This window comes from Campylobacter sp. CFSAN093259 (assembly GCF_012889985.1).
Classification (GTDB): domain Bacteria; phylum Campylobacterota; class Campylobacteria; order Campylobacterales; family Campylobacteraceae; genus Campylobacter_D; species Campylobacter_D jejuni.
Genome location: NZ_CP040617.1, coordinates 573,848 through 599,286, shown reverse-complemented (window position 1 = coordinate 599,286; position 25,439 = coordinate 573,848). Strand labels below are relative to the sequence as shown.

The 25,439-nt window shown below is 30.3% G+C and carries 29 protein-coding genes; 10 read left to right on the top strand and 19 right to left on the bottom strand.

The features are described 5' to 3' along the window. The first annotated feature begins 33 nt into the window (after positions 1-33). Positions 34-1,377 carry a sodium-dependent transporter gene (locus tag FBF20_RS03275; RefSeq protein ID WP_002852070.1) on the top strand — a complete coding sequence of 448 codons (1,344 nt, stop codon included), beginning with the start codon at positions 34-36 and terminating at the stop codon, positions 1,375-1,377. Here FBF20_RS03275 and FBF20_RS03270 read toward each other — a convergent pair. The 5 genes from FBF20_RS03270 to peb4 all read right to left on the bottom strand — a co-directional run bounded on the left by FBF20_RS03270 (position 1,369) and on the right by peb4 (position 6,603). Then, complete coding sequence (locus FBF20_RS03270; protein ID WP_002852217.1) at positions 1,369-2,244, bottom strand: 1-aminocyclopropane-1-carboxylate deaminase/D-cysteine desulfhydrase; 876 nt, start codon at positions 2,242-2,244, stop codon at positions 1,369-1,371. The genes FBF20_RS03275 and FBF20_RS03270 overlap by 9 nt on opposite strands. Continuing rightward, positions 2,231-3,184 carry an OmpA family protein gene (locus tag FBF20_RS03265; RefSeq protein WP_002858561.1) on the bottom strand — a complete coding sequence of 318 codons (954 nt, stop codon included), beginning with the start codon at positions 3,182-3,184 and terminating at the stop codon, positions 2,231-2,233. The genes FBF20_RS03270 and FBF20_RS03265 overlap by 14 nt, the downstream gene beginning before the upstream one ends. Beyond that, positions 3,181-4,623, bottom strand: a complete 1,443-nt coding sequence (locus FBF20_RS03260; protein WP_002852205.1) for a MotA/TolQ/ExbB proton channel family protein — start codon at positions 4,621-4,623, stop codon at positions 3,181-3,183. The genes FBF20_RS03265 and FBF20_RS03260 overlap by 4 nt, the downstream gene beginning before the upstream one ends. Before the next feature lie 94 nt (positions 4,624-4,717). Continuing rightward, positions 4,718-5,782, bottom strand: a complete 1,065-nt coding sequence (fbaA, locus tag FBF20_RS03255) for a class II fructose-bisphosphate aldolase (protein ID WP_002852272.1) — start codon at positions 5,780-5,782, stop codon at positions 4,718-4,720. After that, positions 5,782-6,603 carry a peptidylprolyl isomerase PEB4 gene (peb4, locus tag FBF20_RS03250; protein WP_002852119.1) on the bottom strand — a complete coding sequence of 274 codons (822 nt, stop codon included), beginning with the start codon at positions 6,601-6,603 and terminating at the stop codon, positions 5,782-5,784. Before peb4 ends, fbaA begins: the two co-directional genes overlap by 1 nt. An 80-nt stretch (positions 6,604-6,683) precedes the next feature. Here peb4 and nth point away from each other — a divergent pair, with 80 nt between their 5' ends. The 5 genes from nth to FBF20_RS03225 are packed head-to-tail and all read left to right on the top strand — an operon-like array spanning position 6,684 to position 9,310. After that, on the top strand, positions 6,684-7,310 hold the full coding sequence (gene nth, locus FBF20_RS03245; protein ID WP_002852225.1) for an endonuclease III: 627 nt from the start codon (positions 6,684-6,686) through the stop codon (positions 7,308-7,310). Further along, positions 7,307-7,957, top strand: a complete 651-nt coding sequence (locus tag FBF20_RS03240) for a DNA/RNA non-specific endonuclease (RefSeq protein WP_002852117.1) — start codon at positions 7,307-7,309, stop codon at positions 7,955-7,957. The genes nth and FBF20_RS03240 overlap by 4 nt, the downstream gene beginning before the upstream one ends. Positions 7,958-7,967: 10 nt before the next feature. Next, the gene (locus FBF20_RS03235; protein WP_002852232.1) at positions 7,968-8,600 is read left to right on the top strand and encodes a trimeric intracellular cation channel family protein; all 633 of its coding nucleotides are present in this window, start codon (positions 7,968-7,970) and stop codon (positions 8,598-8,600) included. Between the two features lie 57 nt (positions 8,601-8,657). Further along, positions 8,658-9,092 carry an EexN family lipoprotein gene (locus tag FBF20_RS03230; RefSeq protein ID WP_002890334.1) on the top strand — a complete coding sequence of 145 codons (435 nt, stop codon included), beginning with the start codon at positions 8,658-8,660 and terminating at the stop codon, positions 9,090-9,092. Beyond that, positions 9,089-9,310 carry an EexN family lipoprotein gene (locus FBF20_RS03225; protein WP_002859102.1) on the top strand — a complete coding sequence of 74 codons (222 nt, stop codon included), beginning with the start codon at positions 9,089-9,091 and terminating at the stop codon, positions 9,308-9,310. Before FBF20_RS03230 ends, FBF20_RS03225 begins: the two co-directional genes overlap by 4 nt. Here FBF20_RS03225 and cmoA read toward each other — a convergent pair. The 10 genes from cmoA to FBF20_RS03175 are packed head-to-tail and all read right to left on the bottom strand — an operon-like array spanning position 9,300 to position 18,464. Further along, positions 9,300-10,010, bottom strand: coding sequence for a carboxy-S-adenosyl-L-methionine synthase CmoA (gene cmoA / locus FBF20_RS03220; RefSeq protein ID WP_002859101.1), 711 nt, complete (start codon positions 10,008-10,010; stop codon positions 9,300-9,302). The genes FBF20_RS03225 and cmoA overlap by 11 nt on opposite strands. After that, complete coding sequence (locus FBF20_RS03215) at positions 9,997-10,851, bottom strand: bifunctional riboflavin kinase/FAD synthetase (RefSeq protein WP_002852206.1); 855 nt, start codon at positions 10,849-10,851, stop codon at positions 9,997-9,999. Before FBF20_RS03215 ends, cmoA begins: the two co-directional genes overlap by 14 nt. Next, complete coding sequence (locus tag FBF20_RS03210; RefSeq protein WP_002890333.1) at positions 10,817-11,578, bottom strand: TlyA family RNA methyltransferase; 762 nt, start codon at positions 11,576-11,578, stop codon at positions 10,817-10,819. The genes FBF20_RS03215 and FBF20_RS03210 overlap by 35 nt, the downstream gene beginning before the upstream one ends. Continuing rightward, positions 11,575-12,579, bottom strand: a complete 1,005-nt coding sequence (locus tag FBF20_RS03205; protein WP_002852264.1) for a membrane protein — start codon at positions 12,577-12,579, stop codon at positions 11,575-11,577. Before FBF20_RS03205 ends, FBF20_RS03210 begins: the two co-directional genes overlap by 4 nt. Then, the gene (gene ligA, locus FBF20_RS03200; protein ID WP_002890331.1) at positions 12,560-14,503 is read right to left on the bottom strand and encodes an NAD-dependent DNA ligase LigA; all 1,944 of its coding nucleotides are present in this window, start codon (positions 14,501-14,503) and stop codon (positions 12,560-12,562) included. Before ligA ends, FBF20_RS03205 begins: the two co-directional genes overlap by 20 nt. Beyond that, complete coding sequence (gene folP / locus FBF20_RS03195) at positions 14,504-15,646, bottom strand: dihydropteroate synthase (protein WP_002858587.1); 1,143 nt, start codon at positions 15,644-15,646, stop codon at positions 14,504-14,506. A 1-nt stretch (position 15,647) separates the two neighbouring features. Further along, the gene (locus tag FBF20_RS03190; RefSeq protein ID WP_002852167.1) at positions 15,648-16,247 is read right to left on the bottom strand and encodes a DNA polymerase III subunit delta'; all 600 of its coding nucleotides are present in this window, start codon (positions 16,245-16,247) and stop codon (positions 15,648-15,650) included. Positions 16,248-16,252: 5 nt separating this feature from the next. Next, positions 16,253-16,789, bottom strand: a complete 537-nt coding sequence (locus FBF20_RS03185) for a HobA family DNA replication regulator (protein WP_002852154.1) — start codon at positions 16,787-16,789, stop codon at positions 16,253-16,255. After that, positions 16,790-17,992 carry an aspartate kinase gene (locus FBF20_RS03180; protein WP_002852266.1) on the bottom strand — a complete coding sequence of 401 codons (1,203 nt, stop codon included), beginning with the start codon at positions 17,990-17,992 and terminating at the stop codon, positions 16,790-16,792. Position 17,993: 1 nt separating this feature from the next. After that, positions 17,994-18,464 (bottom strand): RNA pyrophosphohydrolase, encoded by a 471-nt coding sequence (locus FBF20_RS03175; protein ID WP_002852091.1) that lies wholly within the window; start codon positions 18,462-18,464, stop codon positions 17,994-17,996. Between the two features lie 101 nt (positions 18,465-18,565). On the opposite strand from FBF20_RS03175, the gene hemW reads away from it, so the two are divergent. The 4 genes from hemW to queA are packed head-to-tail and all read left to right on the top strand — an operon-like array spanning position 18,566 to position 21,858. Next, positions 18,566-19,633 carry a radical SAM family heme chaperone HemW gene (gene hemW, locus FBF20_RS03170; RefSeq protein ID WP_002852262.1) on the top strand — a complete coding sequence of 356 codons (1,068 nt, stop codon included), beginning with the start codon at positions 18,566-18,568 and terminating at the stop codon, positions 19,631-19,633. 57 nt (positions 19,634-19,690) lie between these two features. Then, on the top strand, positions 19,691-20,107 hold the full coding sequence (tatB, locus tag FBF20_RS03165) for a Sec-independent protein translocase protein TatB (RefSeq protein WP_002852097.1): 417 nt from the start codon (positions 19,691-19,693) through the stop codon (positions 20,105-20,107). Continuing rightward, positions 20,100-20,837 (top strand): twin-arginine translocase subunit TatC, encoded by a 738-nt coding sequence (gene tatC / locus FBF20_RS03160; RefSeq protein ID WP_002852171.1) that lies wholly within the window; start codon positions 20,100-20,102, stop codon positions 20,835-20,837. The genes tatB and tatC overlap by 8 nt, the downstream gene beginning before the upstream one ends. Beyond that, positions 20,830-21,858 (top strand): tRNA preQ1(34) S-adenosylmethionine ribosyltransferase-isomerase QueA, encoded by a 1,029-nt coding sequence (gene queA / locus FBF20_RS03155; protein ID WP_002852279.1) that lies wholly within the window; start codon positions 20,830-20,832, stop codon positions 21,856-21,858. The genes tatC and queA overlap by 8 nt, the downstream gene beginning before the upstream one ends. Here the strand turns inward: queA and lpxD are convergent. The 4 genes from lpxD to FBF20_RS03135 are packed head-to-tail and all read right to left on the bottom strand — an operon-like array spanning position 21,847 to position 25,431. After that, positions 21,847-22,812 carry a UDP-3-O-(3-hydroxymyristoyl)glucosamine N-acyltransferase gene (gene lpxD, locus FBF20_RS03150; RefSeq protein ID WP_002852180.1) on the bottom strand — a complete coding sequence of 322 codons (966 nt, stop codon included), beginning with the start codon at positions 22,810-22,812 and terminating at the stop codon, positions 21,847-21,849. The genes queA and lpxD overlap by 12 nt on opposite strands. After that, entirely contained in the window at positions 22,809-23,273 is a 465-nt protein-coding gene (ilvN, locus tag FBF20_RS03145; protein WP_002852211.1) for an acetolactate synthase small subunit, read from the bottom strand. The genes lpxD and ilvN overlap by 4 nt, the downstream gene beginning before the upstream one ends. Continuing rightward, positions 23,270-24,970 carry an acetolactate synthase large subunit gene (locus FBF20_RS03140; protein ID WP_002852093.1) on the bottom strand — a complete coding sequence of 567 codons (1,701 nt, stop codon included), beginning with the start codon at positions 24,968-24,970 and terminating at the stop codon, positions 23,270-23,272. The genes ilvN and FBF20_RS03140 overlap by 4 nt, the downstream gene beginning before the upstream one ends. A 17-nt stretch (positions 24,971-24,987) precedes the next feature. Then, on the bottom strand, positions 24,988-25,431 hold the full coding sequence (locus FBF20_RS03135) for a GatB/YqeY domain-containing protein (RefSeq protein WP_002852081.1): 444 nt from the start codon (positions 25,429-25,431) through the stop codon (positions 24,988-24,990). Positions 25,432-25,439: the final 8 nt, after the last annotated feature.

The window sequence follows — 25,439 nt, the reverse complement described above, 5'->3', positions numbered from 1 at the left end:
TAGGTAAAATAATTCTTTTTCGAAAGGATAATCATGCAAAGACAAACATGGAGTAGTACACTAACTTATATTCTAACAGTTGCTGGAGCAACCATAGGATTTGGAGCAACTTGGCGTTTTCCCTATCTTGTAGGAGAAAATGGTGGCGGTGCTTATGTATTAGTTTTTTGTATAGCTATGATTATCATAGGCATTCCTGTTATTTTAGTTGAAAATGTCATAGGCAGAAAAGCGATGACAAATAGCGTAGATGCTTTCAAACAAAAATGGCAAAGTATTGGATATATGGGACTTTTAGGAAGCTTTGGCATAATGGCTTACTACATGGTACTTGGAGGATGGGTTTTAGTTTATATTTGGGAATTAACCCTAGGGAATTTTAGTCTTGCCAATGTAGTAAGCAAAGAATTTACTCATCAGTTTTTTAACGACAAAATAGCCTTCAATCCTTTAGGAGTTGGTATTTTTACCACTGTTTTTGTAATTATTAATTATATTATTTTAAAAAGAGGCATTATAGATGGTATAGAAAAATCCGTAAAATTTTTAATGCCTTTGTTATTTATCTGTCTTATTATTGTTGTAGGACGCAATTTAACCCTTGATGGAGCTATGGCTGGAGTTAAATTTTATCTTGAACCTGATTTTAGTAAAATTTTATCACCAAAACTTTTAATCGATGTTTTAGGACAAGTCTTTTTTGCTTTATCCCTAGGTTTTGGAGTAATGATAACACTTTCATCTCATCTTAATAAAAATGAAAATATGGCAAAAACCGCTATTTATACAGGGGTTTTAAATACTATCATAGCTGTTTTGGCTGGTTTTATGATTTTTCCAGCACTTTTCTCAGCGGGACTTGCTCCAGATAGCGGGCCTTCTTTGGTTTTTGAAACTTTACCTATAGCATTTTCTCATATCCATTTTGGCACTATTGTGTGTATTTTATTTTTTGTCTTACTCTTGATTGCAGCTTTAACCACAAGCTTGCCAATTTATCAAGTTATTATTAGCGTATTAGAAGAAAAATTTAAATATTCTAAAAATCTTTCTATTAACCTAACTCTAGGGTTTATCTTCATACTTGGCAATCTTCCTTGTATTCTAACTTATGGGCCTTGGCGTGATATTGTTATCATCAAAGGAAAAAACATTTTTGATAGTTTTGATTTCATTAGTGGAAATATTTTGTTTGTTTTAACTGCATTTTTTTGCTGTATTTATGTAGGTTGGATTTTAGGCAAACAAGAAAGTCTAAAAGAACTTAGCAATAACAATACACTTAAAAGTTCATGGTTTGGAATTTGGTTTTATTATGTAAAATATATAGTACCTTTGATTATTTTAATCATTTTTATCTATGGAATTTTAAACTGATTTTTTAAATTTATATCTCTCTAACATAGTGGAATTTCCTAAAATTCCACCTTGATGTATATAAAGCAATGGTTTTTTCCACTCTTGTTTTAATGCTATACTTAATCCTAAAATATCATACAACAAGTCAAATTCTATATTGCACTTTAACTTTAAATCCATATAAAGCTCATAAAATTCTTTATACGGCTTAGCAAAGTGATATTTTTTATCACTTGTTAAAAATTCTAAATTTGAAAAATCATAGCTTGGATCTAATGTTAAAATTTGTTTTTTAAGATATTTAATATCACCTACACAAGCGCAAGTAAATACTTTAAATTTAGAATACTTTGCCAAAAAAGCTGCCGAAGTGCCTGTACCCGAAGGTAAAAAAATATCAAAATCAAGCTTTAAACTTTGACTTTGCATTTGAATTTCTTGAGCAAGTTCCATATAGCCATATTGAGCTTCTAAATTAGCTATACCTTGTTCTATAAAAACATCATCTTTTTTACACAAAGACAAAGCAAATTGCTTTAAGGATAAAGAATGGATATTTTCTACAAAATCAACACCATTTTCTAAAGCTAAAGCATAGTTTCCACAAGGATTATTCTTAAGAAAAGTAGAAATTTTTTCACAAGCAAAAACAAGCTTATATGATCTTTGTTTAGCAAAAATACTTAATGCCGCCAAAGCATTACTTTGGCTTCCTCCATAACTTACAAAAGATTGATTTTTAGGATATCTTTGATGGATATAAAAAGCAAGTTTCCTAGCTTTATTTCCATTAATTTCCCCTAATAAATCATCTCTTTTAATATAAAATTCAAATCCGTTAAAATTGATTTTTTGTATAGGACTAATTGTTTTAATGAAATTCAAAGAATTTTTCTACATCCTTTAAAGCATTATCATTTTTAATGCTAAATTTTATTTCTATGCGACGACTCTTATCCTTATCTTCAACTCCGTTGACAAACACAGGATCTGAAAAAGAACGTCCACTTGCCATTAAAAGCTTTTGAAGCTTATCACTCTTATAAAAAGTATAGATAAAATTCATCACCTCATAAGCTCTTTTTTGCGACAAATCTAAATTATAAATATAAGATCCATCACTATCAGTATGTCCTTCAATAATGATATTTTCAATGTTAGAAAAAATTTTTGGATCTTCAAGAATAGCATCAAAATATTCGCTTAAGATTTTTCTCAAACTTGCCTTTGCCTCATTTTTTAACACATAAGAATCTTTATCAAAAAGTACTTCAGCAGGCAAAGAAATAGATCCTATCTTTTCATCTATAGTGATATTATTATCAAGCTTACTTTGTAATTCCTTGCTTAAATTTTCACGAATCAAACCAAGATTTTGCACCTTTTCTTTAGCTTTTTGAAAATCTTCTTGTAAATTTTTAAGCTCTTCATCTTTTTTCTCTAGTTGACCTAGTAAAATCAAAATTTGCTTATCTTTATTATCTAAAGTTGAGTTTAAATCTTTACTTAACTGCTTGTAATTTGTAATATTAGCCTCTAATTCTGCTTTTTGAGAATTAGCAAGATTTAAAGCACTAGAAGCATTGTTTAAATCAGAACTTAGTTTAAACACTATGGCTTCTTTATTTCTAAGCTCTTCTTTACTCTCCTCTAAGCGTGCCTCTTGTTTATTGAGATTATCTTTGATTTCTTTTAAATCACTTTGAGTTAAAACATATTTTACAACAATAGCACCTATTAGCAAAATAAAAACAAACAGCAATCCTGCCATTAAATCAGCATAAGCTATCCAAAAATTGCTATCTTCTTTTGACTCATTTTTCATTTATTTTCTTTATCTTCATTTTTTAGCTCATCATTGCTTTCTTGCTTAGATATTTCTGCTTGAATTTCATCTTGATTTTCTTCAGTCTTAGACTCTGAAAAATCTTCTATTTGTTTGGTTTCATTTTCTTTATTCTGATTTTCATCCCCAGAAAGCTTGCTCATCATTTGACTTGTTTCTTCATCAAGTGCTTTCATTTCTTTTTTAAGCTCATCCATCATTTTGATTTTAGCATCAATACTTTTTTCTTCTTCATATACTTCTTTAAATTTATGCATACCTTCAAACAAGCTTGCTTTAAATCCCTCAAAAACCTTTTCTTGACTTTCCAACATTGCTTTTTCATAAAGTTCAAAATTTTTACCAAAACGCTCTATTTTTTCATCGAATGCACTTAGTGTCTTATCAAGATGATGAATTTTATCACTACTGATATCAAGCAAGCGATTATATTGTTCTGACATTCTTGTATTGATTTCTTTTAAATTTTGATTGAGCAAACCTATACCATTTAACATTTCACTATAAAGCTTTCCAAGATCGCGTTGATCTCTTTGTGCTTTACTAAGCTCACCCATGGTTTGTTTGATATGTTCACTACTTAATCTAATAGCCTTTTCTTCTACATTTAGCATATCTTGGAAAATACCAAACTTTCTATCAATAGCATGATCAAGCTCTGCAAAAAAATCATCATTACTAACTTGTTTAAAAATTGCTCCAATTTTTTCAAAATGTTGCAAACTTTCAGTTAAATATCTTTGATCAAGCTCTTCTTTTGTCCAAAAAAATCCACTTGTAGCGTTTTTTTGACGATTTAGCAAACGATCTATTTTGCTTTTACCATATTTTTCAAAAAACATCCACCATAATGCAAGAAAAATTCCATAAATTGAAACATAAAAAGCAGTTCCCACTCCACTTAACAAATCTGCAATTTCTTGTTCTAAAGCGGCTGTATCACTAGAACTAAAATTTGGCATTGAAAAAGCTATACTGATAAAAGTTCCTAAAATTCCCATCATTGGAAAAATTGCCGAACCTATACTAGCAAAATTCTCATTTCTTGCACCCTTAATATATGTATAAGCAAAGTCATCAAAATTGGCATTTGATTTCGTGTCTTTCCCTATGGCAAGAAAATGCCTCATAATATGTCTTTTTAAAGCCTGTTTAAATTCATCTTTTTGTTGTTCAAAAATACTATACGCATACTCAGCACTATGTCTAGCAAAAATCAATGCTGTAAAAAAAATCACACCTGTCATAATAACCGTATGTAATTCGACCTTAAAGTCAATTACATTAAAATAACCCAATAAAATCAAAATATAAAGAAAAGCTGGAATAAAAATAATTTTAAAATAAACCAAAGAACCTCTTGCATCTTTGCCTTCAGGCAAAACAAGTTCTGAAATTTCATCTGATTTAATATCCATGAAACCAATACCTCATTAAAAATTTTATTTTAAAGATTGCTACTTAATTTGATAAAAATTTTTAAAACAAAATAAAACTAAGCTTTTAAAATGCTTAGTTTTTGTTTATACAGTTTAAATCTTCAAAAGCGATTTCAAGACGTTTTATCATGCTTTCTTCACCGCTTCTTAACCAAACACGCGGATCATAGTATTTTTTATTTGGCTTGTCATCACCTTCTGGATTTCCAATTTGTCCTTGCAAATAAGCCCTATTTTTAAGTTCATATTCACGCACCCCATCCCAAAAAGCCCATTGAGTATCTGTGTCAATATTCATCTTAATTACGCCATAGCTTACTGCATTTTTAATATCTTTTAGCTCACTACCGCTACCGCCATGAAATACAAAATTTATAGGCTTATCGCTATTTAAAGCAAATTTATCTTTTACAAATTTTTGCGAATTTTTTAAAATTTCAGGTTGTAAGCTAACATTTCCTGGCTTGTAAACTCCATGTACATTTCCAAAGCTTGCTGCGATTGAAAATTTATCACTAATTTTTCCAAGTCTTTCATATGCAAGAGCTACATCTTCTGGTTGGGTATAAAGCTTGGAATTATCAATACCTGTATTATCCACTCCATCTTCTTCGCCACCTGTACAACCTAATTCTATTTCAAGCGCGACACCTAAAGCATCAAGTTTTTGAAGATAAACTTCACAAGTGCTAAGATTTTCTTCTAAACTTTCTTCGCTAAGATCAAGCATATGAGAACTAAATAAAGCTTGTCCATGGGTTTTTTTATATTGTGCATTTGCCTCAATAAGCCCATCAATCCAAGGCAAAAGTTTTCTTGCAGCATGATCAGTGTGTAAAATCACAGGTACACCATAAGCTTTAGCAAGTAAATGTACATGTTTAGCCCCACTAATTGCACCCAAAACTTCTCCATTAGGACAATTTTTCCCTGCATAAAATTTTGCCCCACCATTTGAAAACTGGATAATAACTGGAGAGTTAACTTTTTTTGCAGCTTCTAAAACTGCATTAATAGAATCAGTTCCTACAACATTAACAGCAGGGATAGCAAAACCCTCTGCTTTAGCATAGTCATAAATTTTATTAAGCTCATCTCCGCTAATCACCCCTGCTTTTACAATGTCTAAAACACCCATTATTTATATTCCACTTTAGCACTATTTAAGAGATCTTGGCCTTTTTGATTGATAACTTTTTTAAATTCTTCAAATTTAAGTCCGTTTTCAATACCTTGTTTTACTTCATCAAATTTGATTTGACCTTTAGCTTGCGAATTTTCTTTTAAGATTACATGATAACCAAAATTCGTTTTTACCGGAGTTGTAGTAATAGTACCATTTTTAAGCGCGAAAGCAGCATCTGTAAAAGGCTTTACCATAGTTGATTGATCAAACCAACCAAGCTCACCACCTTGGTTTTTTGAACCTGGATCAATTGATTTCTCTTTAGCAAGCTCGCTAAATTTAGCATCTAGTTCTTTACCTTTTAAACCTTTAAGTTCGTTAATAATATCCTTAGCTTCTTTTTCTGTCGCTACTAAGATATGTTTTGCTTGCACTCTTGCAGGTTTTACATATTTGTCTTTATTTTGATCATAAAAAGCTTTAACTTTAGCCGCATCAATTTTAATAGTATTTAAAATTTTCTCTTGATAAACATTAACAAGTATTGCATCTTTTGCACGATCAAGTTCTTTTGTGTATAAAGGGTCTTTTTCTAAATTTTGTTTTTTAGCATCTTGCAAAATTAAATCTTGCATAATATATTGCTGAATAAGAGCTTTTTTTTGATTATCTGGCAAAGTTTTAAAATCCTGTCCTCTAAGCATAGGGGCAAAAAATTCACTTACTTCTGTATCGCTAATGCTCTTGCCATTAACAGTAGCTACTGTAGCTGCATTTACATTTAAAACTACACCTGCAATCAAAGTTGCTGCGACTAAAGAAAATTTTTTCATTAGGTTTCCTTTTTAATAAAATGTATATAAAATCAATTATATCTAAACTTGGTTTAAAGCTAATTAACTAAAATTAAAAAATGAAAAGAAATTTAGAAATCAAAGAACTTTTTTTAAAACATTTTGACAAGCCTGTAACAGAGCTTAAATTTTCAAATTTATATGAGCTTTTAGTCTGCGTAATGCTTTCAGCCCAATGCACTGATAAAAGAGTTAATCTCATCACTCCTGATCTTTTTAAAGCTTATCCTGATATTAAATCCCTTGCAAATGCAAATTTATCAAGTCTTAAAACCTATATACAAACTTGTTCATTTTTTAATAATAAAGCACAAAATCTTATAAAAATGGCAAAAGCAGTTTGTGAAAATTTTGACGGAGAAATTCCTCTTGATGAACAAAATTTAAAATCCTTAGCAGGCGTAGGACAAAAAACCGCTCATGTAGTTTTAATAGAATGGTGCGGAGCAAATTTCATGGCTGTAGATACTCATGTTTTTAGAGTTTCTCACCGCTTAGGACTTAGCAAAGCAAAAACTCCAGAAGCTACAGAAGAAGATTTAACACGCACATTTAAAGATAATCTTAACTATCTTCATCAAGCCATGGTTCTTTTTGGACGTTACACCTGTAAAGCTAAAAAACCTTTATGTAAAGAATGCTTTTTAAATCATCTTTGCAAAAGTAAAGATAAGGAACTTAAATGAAAATTTTCATCTTTTTACTCACTATATCTCTTAATATTTTTGCCTTAGAACCTTACAAGCCTAGTGCTGATTTTTCTTCTTATTTTAACAATATAAATTGCTCGCAAATCTTAGATAAGTTTTTTTATCTAAATTGCTATGATTATAAACTCAAAGGCACAAAAGCTGTTGCTTATAAGGTAGAAGCTTCAAATTTGAAAGATAGACAAATCAAAAAACGCCCTCGCTTTGAAGATGATACAAATATTCCTAAAAAATACCGCACTACTTGGAGTAATTATAAAAACAGTGGTTACACACGAGGACACACTGCACCCAATGCTTCTTTTAGCTTTAGTAAAGCTGCTCAAAATTCAGTATTTTTAATGAGTAATATTACCCCACAAAATGCACAAATAAATAATAAAATTTGGAATGAAATCGAACAAAGAGAAAGAAATTTAGCTTTAGAATTTCAAAGTATCGAAGTTTTAAATTTAGTACTTTACGATAAAGAACCACAATACATTAAAAACCGTATTGCTATACCAAGTTTTTATGTGAAAATTATTAAAACTCCGAAATTTAAAGAATGCTATCAAGCACCAAACCACGAAGTAAATGATGAAAATATTAAACAGTATCAAATAAATTGTGATAAATTTTAAGGTATAAATTATGGAGATAAATGCTCTTACGATAACCACTCTTTATATCATAGGTATTTCCGCAGAAGGAATGACAGGAGCTTTAGCTGCAGGACGCCACAAAATGGATCTTTTTGGAGTTATTTTTATTGCTCTCGTAACAGCAATTGGAGGCGGAAGCATACGAGATGTGCTTTTAGGACATTATCCTTTAACTTGGGTTAAACATCCTGAATATATTATTTTAATCTGTTTTTGCGCCCTTGTAGCCACAAAAATTCCGCGCGTAGTAACCAAACTTGAAACTTTATTTCTAACTCTTGATGCTATAGGACTTGTTGTTTTTAGCATACTTGGAGCTCAAATAGCTATAGATCAAAACCATGGCTTTATCATAGCCGTTGCTGCCGCTGTAATTACCGGTGTTTTTGGTGGAATTTTAAGAGATATTTTATGTATGAGAATCCCCTTGGTGTTTCAAAAAGAAATTTATGCAGGAATTGCCATAATTGCAGGAGCAATCTATTATTCTCTAATAATTTGGCTTGAGCTTAATGCCCTAGTTTGCACACTTTTAACTCTTTTTATAGGAGTTTTTGCAAGGCTTTTAGCTATCAAATATCAATGGTCTTTACCTATTTTTTCTTACAATGAAGAAAAATAATTTATCGTTGCTTTATACAAGTTTGCTAAGATATTAAAAATTTTAGGAGATTGATAAATGCGAAGACTAAGTATTTTACTTGCAATTTTAATAGTTATTAATATAACAGCTTGTGATAGTAAAACAGAAAATTACTACAAAAATCTTCCTAGCGAAGCAAAAGAAAAAGCGAAAGAATGCAAAGAAAGCGGAACTCTTAGCGAAGATTGTATTAATGCATTAAAAGTTGGTGTTAAACCAACAAATGAAGAGGGTAAATACAGTCCAAACACACCGAAAAAATCTGATAATCAAATATTAGAAGCTTTAAAACAAAATGATTTAAAAAAAGAAAAAACCACAAAAGATATTAACCAAAGTTCAGAAAATAATGAAAGTATTATAATACCACCTATAGCAGAAACACCTTCTGAAATTTATCCTTCCAAAACAACAGAAGACAATCAAAGTTCTATCTTTAGCGATGATGTTAATATGACACAGGAAAAATGACCATGAAAATAACTCTTTTTTTAAGCCTTATTGGTATATTTTTTGCAGCATGCGAACAAACCAAAAGTGTAGAATATTATCAAAATCACCCCGAGGAAGCAAAAAAAAGAAGTTTAGAATGCAGACACAAAGCTATCATTAGTCAAGATTGTGTTAATGCATATAAGATAGGTTTTCCAAAAGATGAATGGGAAGATGAAAATATTTCTAATCCTTAAAAGCTATGAAAGTTTCAAAATTTGCCCATTTAAAAATACTTTCTATTTTCTTAAAACCTGCCTTTTCTAGCATATTTAAATTTTCTTTTTGACTATAAGGAATTAAAACATTTTCCAAAGCTTCTCTTTTAGCTGCGATTTCAAACTTAGAATAGCCTTGTTTTTCTTTATAATCAGCATAAAGTTCTATGATATTTTTAGACAAAAAAGCATCTTCATAAAGGATTTTTTCACTCATAATCAAAATGCCTTTAGAGTTTAAATTTTTATAAATTTGATCAAGCAATTCTTGTCTTTTAGGAGGACGAATAAACTGCATGGTATAATTTGCTACAAAAACATCGCAAGTAAAAAAATCAAATTCGCATAAATTAGCTTCAAAAAAACTTATATCAAGCCCATAAGCTTTAGCTTTTGATTTTGCAACTTCAAGCATGGAAGCAGAATTATCCACGCCAAAAAGTTTAAAATCCTTTCTTAGATTTGCCAAAAAAATCAAAAAATTAGCACTTGAGCAGCCCAAATCGCAAACACTTGCATTTGTAGGTAAAATTTTAGCCAATAAATTGCCACAAAGTTCTAAATTTTCTCTATAAAATGGTACAGAACGATTGATCATATCATCAAAAACACTAGCCACGCTTTTATCAAATTCAAATTGTTTTTTAGGGCTTTGTTTAAAAAGTTCATCTTTCATCATTTTTCCTTAATAATTCTCTAGCTTGCTCTATGTCTTTAGCAATTTGATTTTTAAGTTTTTTTAGATCTTGAAATTTTTGATTCTCTCTTAGAAAAGATATAAACTCGAGTTCAAAAAACTCTCCTTGCGTGAAATTTTCACCCAATTCTTCTAAAATATGACTTTCTATAGCAAAATTTTCATCGCTTGATCTTACACCTAAAAAACTCACACTTTTATAAGTTTTTCTTTGACTTTTTAACAAAGTAACATAAACACCATTTTGAGGTAAAAAATAACCTTCACAATCTAAATTTATAGTCGCAAAAAGTTCTTTAGAGCCCAAACCTTGTCCTTTAATCATCTTCCCTTTGATACTATAATCTCTTCCTAAAAATTCTTTTGCTTTTTGCAAATTTGCTTTTGATAAAAAATCCTTAATTAAACTTGCATGAACACCTATTCCGTCTATGCTAAATTCATCAACTATTATAGTTTTTATCCCACTTAAAGACTCAATATCTTTAGCATTATAAGCTCTATTTTTCCCAAAAGAAAAATCATATCCCACCACTATAAATTTTAAATTGACAAATTCTTTTTTCAAAAAGCTTAAAAAATCTCTACCATCTAAAGATTTTATACTTTCAAAATCCACTTCTATAACTTTTTTTCCTGAAATTTCTTCTTTTTGACGATTTGAACAAAGAAATTGACCCTTAAATTTATTAATAACTAATAAAGCCCCATTCTCATCTAAACATTTTACAAGTTTTAGATGTCCTAAATGCATACCATCAAAACAACCTATGGCTAAAGAGGTAATATTAATTTTTGATATAGTAGTAAAAATATTCAACATTACCTTCCTTTCCTTTAATGCTTGATTTTTGCGTATTTTTTAAAAGCCAACCCAATTTAGCACATGCTTTTTCAAAATCCATTCTTGCCTTTAAGATTGCCTTATCATCTTTTAAAACACCTTTTTTATCTCTTTTAATATTTTTTCCCACTTCAAACTGAGGTTTAAAAAGTAAAATAATTTCCTTTAAAGCTAAATTATCAATATAATAAAGTAAATTAATAAGAGAAATAAAACTCACATCACAAGTAACAAGTTCAAATTTTTCTTCACTTTTAAAGGCTCTAAGATCTGTATTTTCATGCAAGATAATTTTTTCATTTACTCTTAAACTTGAATGGAGTTGATTACTACCCACATCAAGAGCAGTGATTTTTAAAGCCTGATTTTCAAGTAAAATTTGCACAAAACCACCCGTACTAGATCCTATATCAAGACAATTTTTATGTTTTATTTCAATATCATTTTCTTCTAAAAAATTTTTTAATTTCAAAGCTGCTCTTGAAACATAAATTTCACTTAAAAGATCCAATTTTAACTCATTGGCTAAAAGTATATCTTCAAGATTTAAATCTTGCGTTTTTTTTAAATTTTCTAAAAAATTTTTCACATCAAAAGAAGCTTTAAAACTTTTACCATTAAGTAAAATCTCTTCATTTTCTATAAGCTCTAAAGCTTTATTTCTACTGATATTTAAACGCTTTGAAACAAAAAAATCAAATCTCATTTTAAACTCTCATTTATTCTTTTTTCTAAGTCTTCTTTTTCTTTAGAAAACCACCAAATACCTATTTCAAAAGCATTTTTTTTAAAAATTTCTCTAAGATCTTTAAGATCTTTTTCAAAAAGATCTTTTTCTTTTTGAATTAAACTTAAGTTATTATCTTTTAAAAAATTAAAATTATTCATCCATAAAAGTATTTGCTCTTGTTCGGATTTTAAGGCATTATTTCTTTGCTCTTTTAAAAAATAATTTCCTAAAACCATGATAAAACATAAAAATAAAACAATTATTTTTATCTTTATTTTCAAAACAAAATTAAAAACAAAAGCCAAAAGAGAACAAAACATAAAAAAATTAAAAAAATCAAAAATAAAATTTAAAGCCCTAAACCCCAAATATCCAAAATAAGAAAAAATAAAAAATTTTAAATTTGAAACAAAATGTAAAAATTCAGATAAAAAATCAAAATAAACAAAAGAAGCACTCTTATAGGCAATGATTTTCCTAGAAAAAAGTTCTAAATTTAAAAGTTCATTGTAAGTAAAAAAAAGCCCATAAAATGCATAAAATAAAGCAGTAAAAAAACTAGCGATAACAACTATTCTAAAATCATTATAAGCATTATCTACAAATTGCAAATGCAATTCTTTTTTTAAAAATATCATCAATAAAGGTAAAATTATAAATATAAAAACAAAATCAATTTTTTCAAGATTTAAAAAATTTAAAAATAAAGAAACAAGTCCAAAAATCGCCAAGAAAAAACTAAAAATATAAAGATAAAAATCCCCCATACTAACACGATAAAACAAACTTCCCTTAATCAAAGTAGCTTCTTTTATAATATTTTTTCTAAGCTTTAAAAATAAAAAGAATTCCCAAAAAAGTGTTAAAAAAATAGAAATTAAAAAAAATAAAGAAAAAGCACTCCTTTGCCAAGTTAGCAAAAAGCCAAAAAGGCTTAAAAGCGTTAAAATATAAGAACTATTCTTTAACAAGCTCATTAAAAGCACTTTCATCTATACATTTTACTTCAAGCTCTTTAGCCTTACTAAGCTTAGAACCTGCCTCTTCTCCAAAAAGCACATAGTCAGTCTTTTTAGAAACCGAGCCGCTTACCTTACCCCCAAGCTTTTCTATCAAAGCCTTAAACTCATCTCTTGGGCGTGAAAGAGTGCCTGTAATCACAAAAGTTTTACCAAAAATCACACCATCGCTTTTGATTTCAAGTTTTTCTATTTTCAAATTTAAAAGCTTGTAAAACTCATCAATTCTTGTGCGATTAACACGCGTAAATTCGCAAAGACTTAAAGCCATTTGCTCTCCAAAACCTTCTAAATTGGCATAAGCTTCAAAGCTTTGCTTGTACCACTCTTTACCAAAACTTAAACTTAATTTTTTAGCCGCAACCTCGCCAATATGCTCTATTCCTAAAGCTGTGATAAAACGAAAAAGCTCACATTCTCTTGCTTGTTCTATGGCATTTAAAAGATTGTTAATTTTCTTTTCTTTAAAGCCTTCCAAACCTTCAAAATCATTAAATTTTAAATGAAAAATACTCTCAAGCGTAGTGATTTTTTTGTGCTTGTATAAAAGTTCTACTATATTTTCTCCCAGTCCGTCGATATTAAGACATTTTTTAGAAACAAAATGAATGATAGAATTTACAAGTCTATCTTCACAATCTATATTTTGACATTTTATTAAAGTTCCTTCATCCAAAAGCTCACTTTGGCAAGTAGGACAAAGCTTAGGGCGTGAAATTTCCATCTCTAAACCTTCTCTACGCTCTTTAAAAACCTTAGTGATTTTAGGGATAACATCGCCACTTCTTATCACGCTTACAAAATCATTGATTTTAACATCAAGTCTTGCAATTTCATCAAAATTATGAAGGGTGGCTGATTTTACTACAACCCCATCTAAATTTACAGGTTCTAAAACTGCCACAGGAGTGATCACTCCACTTCTTCCTACTTGTAAATTTACCCCTATTAAACGCGTGGTTTTTTCAAGCGCAGGAAATTTAAAAGCTGCCATAAATTTTGGAAATTTTACCGTATAGCCTAATTCTTCACAAAGTGCAAGATCATCAACTCTTACCACCATTCCATCCATCATCATAGGTTTTTTTTCTCTTAGAGCTAAAAGCTCATCATAAGCTTTTAAAACTTCGTCTAAATTAGCGCAAAGTCTTACAAAATCATCCTTTAAAAAACCAAGCTCTCTGATAAATTGCATCACCTCGCTGTGTTTGGTGAAATTTAAGGTATTTTCCCCTACTCCCCAAGGATAAAATTTCAAATTTCTTTCTTTAGTGATGCTTGTATCAAGCTGCCTTAAACTCCCACTTGCAGCATTGCGTGGATTGGCAAATAAACTTTGATTTAAAAGGGCTCTTTTTTCGTTGATTTTCTCAAAATCATCTTTTAAAATCACCACTTCTCCACGAATTTCTATCCTTTCTTTATAGGCTATATTTTTAGGTATATTTTCTATCTCAAAAACATTAAGCGTTATATCCTCACCCACTTCGCCATCGCCCCTAGTGGCGCCGCTTACTAATTTACCATTTTCATAAAGCAAATTTAAACTCGCTCCATCAAATTTAGGCTCTATAAAAAAGTTTTTTTCACATTTTGCGCGTTTTGCCCAAGCTCTAAGCTCACTCTCATCAAACACATCTTCCATCGACCACATACGCTTTAAATGAGCTATTTTTTTAAACTCACTTTGTATAGTAGGAGCTATTTTTTGCGTTGGAGAGTCTTTTGAAATTTCATCTTTATTTTGTTCTTCAAAAACTCTTAATTCTCTGATTAAAGCATCGTATTCTTCATCGCTAGCCAAGGGTTCATCTTTTTCATAATATGCCTTCATCCACAAATTAGCTAAAGCAACTTTTTCTAAATACTCTTCTTTTTTCATCTAAACTCCTATATTATCCATTGCCTGCGCTAAAGCAAAAAGTTGTTTATGCTCATATAAATCATGCACTCTTATAATACTAGCACCATTTTCAAAAGCCTTTAAATGCAAATATAAAGTTCCCGCTAAACGATCTTTAATCTCGCTTTGAAAATACGCATTAATCACACTTTTACGACTCGCACCTATAAGTAAAGGTTTATTAAATTGCAAAAAATGTTCTAAGTGTTTGATTAAAATCATATTATGCCCCGCACTCTTTCCAAAACCAATACCTACATCTAAAATACTTTCTTTTACTCCAAAACTTTCTAAAAGCTCAAGTTTTTCTTTAAAAAACAAAGTCATCTCATCAAGCAAATCTTCATAAAAAGGATTATCTTGCATGTTATTTGGATTGTTTTGCATGTGCATTAAGCAATATTTTGCCCCATATTTACTTGCAAGTTTGGCTAGATTAAGATTTCTTAAACTTGTAATATCATTAATGAGTTTAAAACCCTTATTTAAAGCATATTCTAGACAATATTCATCAAAACTATCTAAACTAAAAATTGCTTGTTCGTAATAATTTTTCTCATAAATTAAGTCAAGTACTTTTTTCAGTCTTTTAAATTCCTCTTCCTTGCCACAATACTCACTCCCAGGTCTTGAGCTTACCGCACCTATATCGATATATTCAGGCTTTAAAGCAAGAAAGTCATTAAGCCTTTTTTCAAAGTCTTCTTCACTCACACGACTTTTTGCATTAAAACTGTCTTCATTGACATTAATCACTGCCATAAGCTCGGCTTTTTTCGGTTTTAAAAAATCTTTTTGCAAAAAAAGAGCCAAATTTTTAAGTCCAAAATCTTGAAGTTTTTCTTTGACAACAAGCTTTTGAATTTGCTCTTTACTTGCCATTAAAAGCGCATTTGAATGAGTGATTTTTGCAGTAATTACTTCTTTATGAGTAATAAGTTCAGCTCCTACTCTTAAAGCATCTTGTTTTAAAATATTTGCCGCAGGAGTAGAAATATCTTTGATAAAAATAAAATGAATTTTTGTTTTTTCACTCATGATCTTTTGTCCCATTTTATGAGGGTTTATGAAAGAACAAAGCAAATTAAAATCGGTGTTTGGATTGATTTTAAAAAATTTCATTTTATTTCTTTGTATAGTAATTTAATAAAAGAGTAGCTAAAAGCACCCCGCTTTTAGAATTTAATTTTGCAAGCTCATAACTTTCATAAAAAAACTCTAATTCTTCAGCGTTAAAATCTTTATATTTCACACATTCTTTAGCAAGCAATGCGATTTGATCCATAAGTTCATTTTTATCCAAATTTTCATTTTTTTGCAAAAAATCAAAAAGCATTCTTAAATCCATTCTTTTAAGATCTAAATCAAGTTTTTTAACTTCCTTTTCAACTTTTCTTTTTTCACAAATAAGACGTGATTTTATAGTAGGTAAAAGTAAATTTTTAGAAGGTATCACAATAAGAAATTTAATATTTTTTGGAGGTTCTTCAAGGAGTTTAAGTAAAAAATTTTGCGCTTCTATCCTATAAGAATCCGCCATTAAAACAATAATTTTTTCTTCAGTTTCTGCGATATAGCTTTCTTTTTCAACCGCTCTTGCATCATCAAGTAAAAATTCATTTTGTGGTATAAAAAATCTTAATTTTTTAATACCAAAATTATTAATCATTTCTTCCTTAATACCTAAAAAATCTTCACTGATAATAATCTTACTAATAAACAAAATATTTATCCTAATTGCACCTTGGAAAATAATATTGCATCCAAACTTACATCAAAAAGTTGATATAAACTAATAAGCTTGATATCCAAGTCTTTATCTTTAGAATTTAAATAAAAACTATCTTGTAACTGCTCATCAAAAAGCCACAATAAACTATCATCTCTTGATTTAGCGATTAAAGATTTATTATCAGAAGCACTTCCTATATAAAAATATACATAACCATTAGGAAAAGAAATGTCAAGCAAGTCATTAAGTAAAGCTATATCTTCTGAACTTTGTACTTTCTTCTTACATAAAGAATTTAACGACACAAAAGGGAGCATGGGACGAGTGGCTTTTGAATTTATATTTTTTAAAAAATACTCTTCATACCAAGATCTTTGTTCATCACACATTAATACAAAAGTGCGTCCTTCTAAAAGATATTTAAGTCTTGCAGCCATCAAAGGAGCCCATTCTAAACGACGCGACTCCAACCATGCCATAAAAGCTCCGCCATTGCGAATATTTTCAAGAGTAAAACTTAAAAAATCACTCATTTATTTATCAAGTCCGTAGCACTCATGTAGTGCTCTAACTGCAAGTTCTCCGTATTTTTCATGAACTATCATTGAAATTTTTATTTCACTAGTAGAAATCATACCGATATTAATCCCCTCATCAGCTAAAGCTTTAAAAGCTTTACTTGCCACTCCTGAATGTGATTTCATACCTACGCCGACTATAGAAACTTTTACTACAGCACTATCACTTTCTATAGTTGTTTTTGAGCTTAAAATTTTTTGCATAGCATTTTTGGCTAATTCAAGTTCATTTTGAGGAACCGTAAAACCCAAATTTGTAGCACCATCAACTCCAACATTTTGTATAATCATATCTACATTAATATTTTCATTTGCTAAAACAGAAAAAATTTCAGCTGCGATTCCAGGCTTATCTTCTATATTTCTTAAAGTCACTCTTGCTTGATTTTTATCCAAAGCAATACCACTTACTAAAGCTTGTTCCATTCCATCTTCCTTTGTTATCATTGTTCCTTCGTTATTGTTAAAACTACTTCTAGTTACTAAATTAACATTTAATTTTTTTGCAAGTTCTACAGAGCGATTTTGCAAAACTTTTGCACCTAAACTTGCAAGTTCAAGCATTTCTTCATAAGAAATTTTATCCAATTTCTTTGCCTTTGGTTCAATTCTTGGATCTGTTGTATAAACCCCATCAACATCGGTATAAATTTCACACAAATCCGCATTTAAGGCACCTGCCACCGCCACAGCACTTAAGTCGCTTCCACCACGCCCTAAGGTAGTTACATTACCTTCCTCATCTACACCTTGAAAACCTGCTATAACAACTATTTTACCATTTTGAAGTTCTGATTTTATCGCTTTTGTATCAATATGATGAATTCTTGCCTTTGTAAAAACACTATCTGTAATAATTCCTGCTTTTCTCCCAGAAAACGATATAGCGGGACAACCCTTTTCATTTAAAGCAATAGAAAGTAAAGCGCTTGTTACACGCTCTCCGCTGCTTAAAAGCATATCCATATCTTTACCATTAGGAGTTTTACTAAAATATTCAGCTTGCTCGATAAGAGTATTTGTCACCCCACTCATTGCAGATACTACAACAACAAGTTGATTACCCTGTTGCGCACTTTGGATAACCCTATTGGCTACTGCTTCGATACGCTCAAGTGTTCCAACGCTTGTTCCACCATATTTTTGAACTATAAGCATTTTAGATATAACCTTTCTCTTCAAAATATTTGATCACTCTAACATAAATATTTTTTTTGAAATGATTAATCATTTCAAAAATTTGTTTAACACTCACAAATTGATAATCATCAAATTCAGGATGCTTAGTATTGATATTGATTGTAGCACCGTGCTTTAAACGCACTAAAAAATATTTTTGAATCTGCCCATCATAAGGATACATTTTTTTAACAATTTTACTCGGAAAATCATAACTCAACCATTCTGGATACTCAGCAATGATTTCAACCTCATCAGTGCCTATTTCTTCTTTTAGTTCTCTAAATAAAGCGTTTTTGACACTTTCACCTTTATCAATACCTCCTTGTGGAAATTGCCAAATATTATCCATATCACTTCTTCTAGCTATAAAAATCTTACACTCAAAAGGATAAGAACTTGATAAAACAATAGCTGCAACATTTGGTCTATAATTTTTCTCGTTTTCCACAATATTGTTCCTTAAATCTCAAGGATATAATTTTAACCTAAATCAAATCAAATTTTTATTAAAATACATTAAAAAATTTAATAAAATATTTTAGGGTTTTTATGCATTTTTATATCCATATTCCATTTTGTGAAAGCAAATGTAATTATTGCGCTTTTACAAGTTTGAAAAAAAATGATTATGAAAAAGCCTATTTTAAGGCTTTAAAAGAAGATATTGTTTTTCAATTAAAACAATTTAACATTCAATCAAATCAAATTAAAACCTTATTCATAGGCGGAGGAACACCAAGTTGTGTTAATGCGTATAATTATGAAGATATTTTTAAAATTTTATATCCCTTACTAGATAAAAATGTAGAAATTTCATGCGAAGCTAATCCCAACTCAGCAACATTAAATTGGCTTAAAAATATGAAAAATCTAGGAGTTAATCGCATTTCTTTTGGAGTTCAAAGTTTTCATCCTAAAAAACTTCACTTTCTTGGAAGAATTCACAATCAAGAAATGATTATCAAAACATTAGAAAACGCAAATAAAGTAGGTTTTAAAAATATCAATTTAGATCTTATTTATGATACGAAATTAGACAATAAAAAAATGCTTGAATTTGAACTCTTACACTTAAAACAAATCAAGGATTTAATCACACACCTTAGTGCTTATAATTTAACCATAGAATCAAACACAGCCTTTGCTAAAAAAGAACATTTCAAAAAAAATGCTCCTAATTTAATGAAATTTTTCATCAAACAACTTCTAGAGCTTGACTTTTTTCAATATGAAATCAGTAATTTTTCAAAAACCAAAGCCCAAATTTGCAAACATAATCTTGCTTATTGGCAAGGAAAAAACTACCTAGCTTGTGGATTAAGTGCAGTAGGATTTTATGAAAATAAGCGTTTTTATACAGCAAAAAATTTAAAAAATTACATAGAAAATCCTACTTTTAGATCTATAGAGCAACTAAGTTCCAAAGACTTGAATTTAGAGCACCTATTTTTAGGACTTAGAAGTATAGTAGGGATTGATGAAACAAAACTCAATCAATGGCAAAAAGACAAAATAAATATATTATTAAAAGAAAAAAAACTTTTTTACAAAAATAAAAGATATTTTAATCCTAATTTTCTCATTAGCGATGAACTTGCTTTATATCTCTCATCTTAAATTTAAGTTTTTTAAGTAAAATATTTATTAAAATATCAAATCAAAGAGTAATGATTAATGAGTTTTGGTGAAATTATAGTTATTTTAGTTGTAGCGATTTTAGTCTTAGGACCTGATAAACTTCCAGAAGCTATAGTACAAATAGCAAAAATTCTAAAGGCTGTAAAACGCAACATAGATGATGCAAAATCAAGCATAGAAAAAGAAATACGCATCAATGACTTAAAAGAAGAAGCTAAGAAATACAAAGATGAATTTTCAAGCACTAATGAAAATATACGCAAAAAACTCAGCTTTGAAGAATTTGATGACCTTAAGAGAGATATTTTAGATAAAACAAAGGTAGATTTAACCTTTGATAGCAGAGATGATAAAGTAAAAAATAACCTTAGCGGACAAAATTTAAATACAGAAGAAAAACCAAATCTTAGCAAATTAGAAACACAAGATAAAAACGGAAAAATAAATGTTTGAAGAATTAAGACCTCATTTAATAGAACTTAGAAAACGCCTTTTTATAAGCGTTGCTTGCATTGTAGTTATGTTTATTGTATGTTTTGCTCTACGAAGCTATATCTTAGATATTCTAAAAGCTCCACTTATAGCTGTTTTACCCGAAGTAGCCAAACATGTGAATGTAATTGAAGTACAAGAAGCCTTATTTACCGCAATGAAGGTTAGTTTTTTTGCAGCCTTTATCTTTTCTCTACCTGTAATTTTTTGGCAATTTTGGAAATTTGTAGCTCCAGGACTTTATGATAATGAAAAACGCCTTGTAGTGCCTTTTGTTAGCTTTGCAAGCATTATGTTTGCCTTTGGGGCTTGTTTTTGCTATTTTGTTGTAGTGCCTTTGGCTTTTAAATTTTTGATTAATTTTGGTTTAAATGAAGATTTTAATCCTGTGATTACCATAGGAACTTATGTAGATTTTTTTACCAAAGTTGTTGTGGCTTTTGGCTTAGCTTTTGAAATGCCTGTAATTGCCTTTTTCTTTGCTAAAATCGGACTTATAGATGATAGTTTTTTAAAACGCCATTTTCGCATAGCTGTTTTAGTTATTTTTGTTTTTTCAGCCTTTATGACTCCACCTGATGTTTTATCTCAATTTTTAATGGCAGGACCACTTTGCGGACTTTATGGACTTTCTATTTTAATTGTTCAAAAGGTAAATCCTGCTCCAAAAGATAAAGAAAGTGATGAATAAAGACTTACTTCTTTCAAGCTATGATTACACTCTAGCTAATGAACTCATAGCCAACTATCCTACAAATCCAAAAGAAGATGCTAGGCTTTTGGTTTTTGATCGCAAAAACAAAGAAATTTTTCATACTACTTTTAAAAATTTACAAGACTTTTTACCCAACTGCGCGATTTTTTTCAATGATACCAAAGTTATTAAAGCAAGAATTTATGGCAATAAAGCAAGCGGAGGAAAAATAGAGCTTTTCTTGCATCAACCTTTTTTAAATTCTCACAATCCGCTTTTTCTAGCTCAAATTAAAGGGCGCATTAAAAAAGATGAAATCTTATATTTTAAAGAGGATTTAAAAGTACGCGTTGTAGAACTTTTAAATGATGGTCTTCGAAAAGTTCAATTTTTTCAAAATGATAAAACCTTAGACACCTCAAATCTTTACAACCTGCTTGACAAGATAGGACATATACCCTTGCCTCCTTATATTAAAAGGGAGGATGAAAAAAGTGATTTGAAAGATTATCAAAGTATCTTTGCAAAAAATTTAGGCGCAGTGGCTGCTCCGACTGCAAGTTTACATTTTAGTGAGACTATGCTTGAAAATTTAAGAAAAAAACACGAAATTTATCATTTAACCTTGCATGTAGGAGCTGGAACCTTTAAAAGCGTGGAATGTGAAAATATACAAGAGCATAAAATGCATAGCGAATTTTTTAATATTCCGCAGCAAGCATGTGAAATTATAGATTCTAAACAAGCTATTTTAGGCGTAGGAACAACGGTAACAAGAACCATAGAATATTATACAAGAACTAAAACAAAAAATGGTTTTTGTGATCTTTTTTTACACCCGCAAAATCCACCTATAAGACAAAATCATCTTTTAACCAATTTTCATTTACCAAAATCTACTCTTATCATGCTAGTTTCAGCTTTTATCGGTAGAGAACAGTGTTTAAAACTTTATGAACTCGCCATAAAAGAAAAATATCGCTTTTACTCTTATGGCGATGCGATGCTAATCTTGTGATTTTTCTTTAAAATTTATTGCTATTTTAGCTTGAAGTTTTAGCCAATCTTTTTGAAGCATGATAGGAAAACCTCCATAAACACGCCCGCCTTCTAAATTTTTACTCACACCGCCTCTTGCAGCTATAGTGCTAAAATCGCCTATTTTTAAATGTCCACTCGTTGCACTTTGACCACCCATAATAACATTGCGTCCTAACTCACTTGAACCTGAAATTCCAGTTTGTGCCACAATGATACAATTTTGACCTATATTGCAATTATGTCCGATTTGAACTAGATTATCTACCTTAGTACCTGCTTTGATAATAGTACTATCAAAAACTGCTCTATCTATAGTTGTACAAGCCCCCACTTCTACAAAATCTTCTAAAACCACGTTGCCATTATGATAAATTTTATAATGTTCGCCGTTTTTATTGTGCGCATAACCAAAACCGTCACTTCCTATTACACAATTAGCAAGCAGATGACATTTTTTACCGATTTTAGTATCATTATAAATCACTACATTAGGATGAATAATACTCTCATCACCAATGCTGACATTATCGCCTATATAAGCTCCTGCCATAATGATTACATTTTCACCGATATTTACATTATCACCTATATAAACATTAGGCATGATTCTTGCGCTTTTTGCGATATTTTGTACTTTTTCTTTAGCTGTGCTTATCAAAGGTTTAGCAAAAAGCTTGCTTAAAAAAGCAAAACTCAAATGTGGACTTTGAGTAATCAAAGCTTTAGTATCTTTAGGTACTAAATTTTCATATTCTTTAGATACTAAAATAGCAGCAGCTCCTGTGTGAGGTATATCTTTGGTATTTTTCTCACCATCACAATAAGTAAGCTCTGTAAAATTTGCTTTCAATAAAGAATTTAAAGCACTGATTTCTATATCCTCGCCTTTATATTCCAAGCTTAAAAATTCTGCTATTTCACTTAATTTCATTTAATCTCCATCAAAACAGATCCACTGCGAACTATATCACTAGGATTGTATTTTTTAATTGTTTTTAAAAAATTATCAATGCGATTTGCATCATCAGCAACCATTAAAAACAAAAAATTCTCATTGCTATTTGCAATAGTACCATTATAAGCTTTCAAAACGGCATCAAGTCCGCCTAAATTTTCATTTAAAGGAATTTTCACTAAAGCCATTTCTTTGTCAATAAATTCTTCACTTTCTATCACTTTATAAGTAGGAATGAGCTTATGAAGTTGTTTGACTATCTGCTCAAAAGTTCTTTCATTTCCTGAAGTGACTATATTAATACGAGAAAATTCTTTATTTTCCAAAGGTGCTACTGTAAGCGAGTCAATATTATAACCTCTTCCTGAAAAAAGTCCTACTATACGAGATAAAACCCCATGCTCATTTAAAACAATTACCGATAAAACCCTTCTCATTGTCTATCCTTTGCCTTTGGTAAAATCATATTATAAATCGCACCTCCTGCAGGCACCATAGGTAAAACATCTTCAAAGCGATCAATTTTTACATTTAAAAGAGAGGTTTTATCACTTTTTAAAGCTTGGCTAAAAGCTTGAATGAATTCTTCTTTGTTTGAAATTTCATAACCTTCACAACCAAAACCTTGAGCTATTTTGATAAAATCAGGCTGAGTGCTTAAATCAGTTTGTGAAAAATGCTCTTTATAAAACATACTTTGCCATTGTCTTACCATACCTAAAAAGGCATTATTTAAAATAATATTTATAGCTTTTATACCATACTCATAAGCAGTCATAAGCTCTTGGATATTCATTAAAACCGATCCATCACCTACGAAATTAATCACCACTTCTTCACCCACAGCAAGCTTTGCACCCAAAGCAGCAGGTAAAGAATATCCCATAGTTCCTTGCCCTCCACTTGTTGCAAGTTGTCTTGGATAATTAAAAGGATAAAACTGCGCTACCCACATTTGATGCTGACCCACATCGGTAATAATCCTTGCATCTGGAGCCATTTTCGCACATTCTTCAATCACCCATTGCGGTTTTAAAATCTCATTGCTATCTTCATAAGAAAGCGGATAAAGTTCATTATAACGCTTTAAAGTTTCATGCCATTCTTTAAAAGTTGTGTTGAAATTTTCCTTTTTAAGCTCTTCTAAAAGCTCTTTAAGAACTTCTTTAATGTCTCCTACTATAGGATAATGCGCATTGATAATCTTTGAAATAGAACTAGGATCAATATCAACATGAACTATAGTCGCATGTTTAGCAAATTCACTTGTTTTTCCTGTAATCCTATCATCAAATCTCGCTCCTACACTCACAAGCAAATCACACTCACTTAAAGCCATATTAGCAGCATAGCTTCCATGCATGCCTGCCATTTTAAGATTAAAAACATCATCACTTCTTAAAGTTCCAAGCGCCATCAAAGTTTCAACTGCTGGAATTTTTGTAAATTTTATAAGCTCTCTGATTTGCTCGCTTGCATTAGAACTGATGCAACCTCCACCTAAGTAAAACAAAGGTCTTTTTGCTTCTTTTAAAAGCTCTGCAAATTTTTTAATTTGCTTTGAGTTACCCTTATAAACGGGCTTATAAGTCTTCATGGAAATTTCTTTAGAGTATTCCCAAAGTCCCAAAGTTGCACTTACGTCTTTTGGCACATCTATATGCACAGGCCCAGGTCTACCACTTCTTGCTATATAAAAAGCCTCTTTTAAAATGCGTGGAAACTCTTCTATACAAGTAACTAAATAATTATGCTTTACACAAGGTCTTGAAATGCCTACTGCATCAATTTCTTGAAAAGCATCTGTACCAATAAGAGAATTTGCCACCTGCCCTGAAATCAACACCAAAGGGATAGAATCGCTATAAGCCGTAGCTAGACCTGTAATAGTATTTGTAAAACCTGGTCCGCTTGTAACTATAGCTACGCCCACTTCTCCGCTCATTCTTGCGTAAGCATCAGCAGCATGCAAAGCCGCTTGTTCATGACGCACTAAAATATGTTTAAAATACTTTTGATTGTAAATTTCATCATAAATATTAAGCGCAGCGCCTCCAGGATAACCAAAAACAATTTTAACATTTTCTTCTTTTAAAGCCTCGCAAATCATTGCCGAACCGCTTAACTCTTTCATAATAACACTCCAAAAAATTATTGTAAAAGCTCTTTAAGTGCTAAATTAAGTCTTTTGCCATCAACACTCGCACCTAATTTTATTTTAGCTTCTTTCATTACCAAACCTTGTTCTTTTAGTGAACTTACGCCCAATTCTTCTATAAGTTGTTTTAAGGCTAAAGTTAACTCCTCATCACTTAGTTGTTTAGGCAGATAAATTTCAAAAAGACTTATTTCATTTTGTTCTTTTTGTGCTAAATCTTCACGATTTGCCTTAAGATAAAGTTCGATTGCGTCTTTGCGTTTTTTGATTTCACTTGCAATGATTTTATAAATTCTTTCATTATCCAACTCTATTCTTTCATCCACTTCTATTTGCTTAAAAGCTGCATTTAGAGTTCTTAAACTATCTCTTTTAAAATCATCTTTTTGTTTCATTGCCTCTTTGATATCGTTTAAAATTTGTTCTTTTAAAGTCATTTTTTTCC